The organism is Kluyvera ascorbata ATCC 33433, from assembly GCF_000735365.1.
GTDB classification, from domain to species: Bacteria; Pseudomonadota; Gammaproteobacteria; order Enterobacterales; family Enterobacteriaceae; genus Kluyvera; species Kluyvera ascorbata.
Genome location: NZ_JMPL01000210.1, coordinates 1 through 3,072 on the forward strand (window position 1 = coordinate 1; position 3,072 = coordinate 3,072).

The window sequence follows — 3,072 nt, forward strand, 5'->3', positions numbered from 1 at the left end:
CTTTAAAAATCTGGATCAAGCTGAAAATTGAAACAGCACACTGAACTCTGTTCTCCGTAATAAGAACAGACTGAGGTGTGTTTGAGTCTCTCAAATTTTTGCAGCGCGATGATGAATCGTAAGAAACATCTTCGGGTTGTGAGGTTAAGCGACTAAGCGTACACGGTGGATGCCCTGGCAGTCAGAGGCGATGAAGGACGTGCTAATCTGCGATAAGCGTCGGTAAGGTGATATGAACCGTTATAACCGACGATTTCCGAATGGGGAAACCCAGTGTGTTTCGACACACTATCGTTAAGTGAATACATAGCTTAACGAAGCGAACCGGGGGAACTGAAACATCTAAGTACCCCGAGGAAAAGAAATCAACCGAGATTCCCCCAGTAGCGGCGAGCGAACGGGGAGCAGCCCAGAGCCTGAATCAGCATGTGTGATAGTGGAACGGTATGGAAAGGCCGGCGATACAGGGTGATAGCCCCGTACACAAAATTGCATGTGTTGTGAGCTCGATGAGTAGGGCGGGACACGTGGTATCCTGTCTGAATATGGGGGGACCATCCTCCAAGGCTAAATACTCCTGACTGACCGATAGTGAACCAGTACCGTGAGGGAAAGGCGAAAAGAACCCCGGCGAGGGGAGTGAAAAAGAACCTGAAACCGTGTACGTACAAGCAGTGGGAGCATCCTTCGGGGTGTGACTGCGTACCTTTTGTATAATGGGTCAGCGACTTATATTCTGTAGCAAGGTTAACCGAATAGGGGAGCCGCAGGGAAACCGAGTCTTAACTGGGCGTTAAGTTGCAGGGTATAGACCCGAAACCCGGTGATCTAGCCATGGGCAGGTTGAAGGTTGGGTAACACTAACTGGAGGACCGAACCGACTAATGTTGAAAAATTAGCGGATGACTTGTGGCTGGGGGTGAAAGGCCAATCAAACCGGGAGATAGCTGGTTCTCCCCGAAAGCTATTTAGGTAGCGCCTCGTGAATTCATCTTCGGGGGTAGAGCACTGTTTCGGCTAGGGGGTCATCCCGACTTACCAACCCGATGCAAACTACGAATACCGAAGAATGTTATCACGGGAGACACACGGCGGGTGCTAACGTCCGTCGTGAAGAGGGAAACAACCCAGACCGCCAGCTAAGGTCCCAAAGTCACAGTTAAGTGGGAAACGATGTGGGAAGGCTCAGACAGCCAGGATGTTGGCTTAGAAGCAGCCATCATTTAAAGAAAGCGTAATAGCTCACTGGTCGAGTCGGCCTGCGCGGAAGATGTAACGGGGCTAAACTGTGCACCGAAGCTGCGGCAGCGACACTATGTGTTGTTGGGTAGGGGAGCGTTCTGTAAGCCTGTGAAGGTGTCCTGTGAGGGATGCTGGAGGTATCAGAAGTGCGAATGCTGACATAAGTAACGATAATGCGGGTGAAAAACCCGCACGCCGGAAGACCAAGGGTTCCTGTCCAACGTTAATCGGGGCAGGGTGAGTCGACCCCTAAGGCGAGGCCGAAAGGCGTAGTCGATGGGAAACAGGTTAATATTCCTGTACTTGGTGTTACTGCGAAGGGGGGACGGAGAAGGCTATGTTAGCCGGGCGACGGTTGTCCCGGTTTAAGCATGTAGGCGGAAGTTTAGGTAAATCCGGACGCTTATTAACGCTGAGGTGTGATGACGAGGCACTACGGTGCTGAAGTAACAAATGCCCTGCTTCCAGGAAAAGCCTCTAAGCATCAGGTAACATCAAATCGTACCCCAAACCGACACAGGTGGTCAGGTAGAGAATACCAAGGCGCTTGAGAGAACTCGGGTGAAGGAACTAGGCAAAATGGTGCCGTAACTTCGGGAGAAGGCACGCTGATATGTAGGTGAAGTGATTTACTCATGGAGCTGAAATCAGTCGAAGATACCAGCTGGCTGCAACTGTTTATTAAAAACACAGCACTGTGCAAACACGAAAGTGGACGTATACGGTGTGACGCCTGCCCGGTGCCGGAAGGTTAATTGATGGGGTTAGCGGCAACGCGAAGCTCTTGATCGAAGCCCCGGTAAACGGCGGCCGTAACTATAACGGTCCTAAGGTAGCGAAATTCCTTGTCGGGTAAGTTCCGACCTGCACGAATGGCGTAATGATGGCCAGGCTGTCTCCACCCGAGACTCAGTGAAATTGAACTCGCTGTGAAGATGCAGTGTACCCGCGGCAAGACGGAAAGACCCCGTGAACCTTTACTATAGCTTGACACTGAACACTGGTCCTTGATGTGTAGGATAGGTGGGAGGCTTTGAAGTGTGGACGCCAGTTCGCATGGAGCCAACCTTGAAATACCACCCTTTAATGGCTGGTGTTCTAACGTAGACCCGTAATCCGGGTTGCGGACAGTGTCTGGTGGGTAGTTTGACTGGGGCGGTCTCCTCCTAAAGAGTAACGGAGGAGCACGAAGGTTAGCTAATCCTGGTCGGACATCAGGAGGTTAGTGCAAAGGCATAAGCTAGCTTGACTGCGAGAGTGACGGCTCGAGCAGGTGCGAAAGCAGGTCTTAGTGATCCGGTGGTTCTGTATGGAAGGGCCATCGCTCAACGGATAAAAGGTACTCCGGGGATAACAGGCTGATACCGCCCAAGAGTTCATATCGACGGCGGTGTTTGGCACCTCGATGTCGGCTCATCACATCCTGGGGCTGAAGTAGGTCCCAAGGGTATGGCTGTTCGCCATTTAAAGTGGTACGCGAGCTGGGTTTAGAACGTCGTGAGACAGTTCGGTCCCTATCTGCCGTGGGCGCTGGAGAATTGAGGGGGGCTGCTCCTAGTACGAGAGGACCGGAGTGGACGCATCACTGGTGTTCGGGTTGTCATGCCAATGGCATTGCCCGGTAGCTAAATGCGGAAAAGATAAGTGCTGAAAGCATCTAAGCACGAAACTTGCCCCAAGATGAGTTCTCCCTGACTCCTTGAGAGTCCTGAAGGAACGTTGAAGACGACGACGTTGATAGGCTGGGTGTGTAAGTGTAGCGATACATTGAGCTAACCAGTACTAATGAACCGTGAGGCTTAACCTTACAACGCCGAAGATGTTTTGGCG

At 51.7% G+C, this 3,072-nt stretch carries 1 rRNA gene; it reads left to right on the top strand.

What is annotated here, in order from left to right:
* Nucleotides 1-142: 142 nt before the first annotated feature.
* Nucleotides 143-3,049: ribosomal RNA gene (locus tag GKAS_RS23100) — 23S ribosomal RNA — on the top strand.
* Nucleotides 3,050-3,072: the final 23 nt, after the last annotated feature.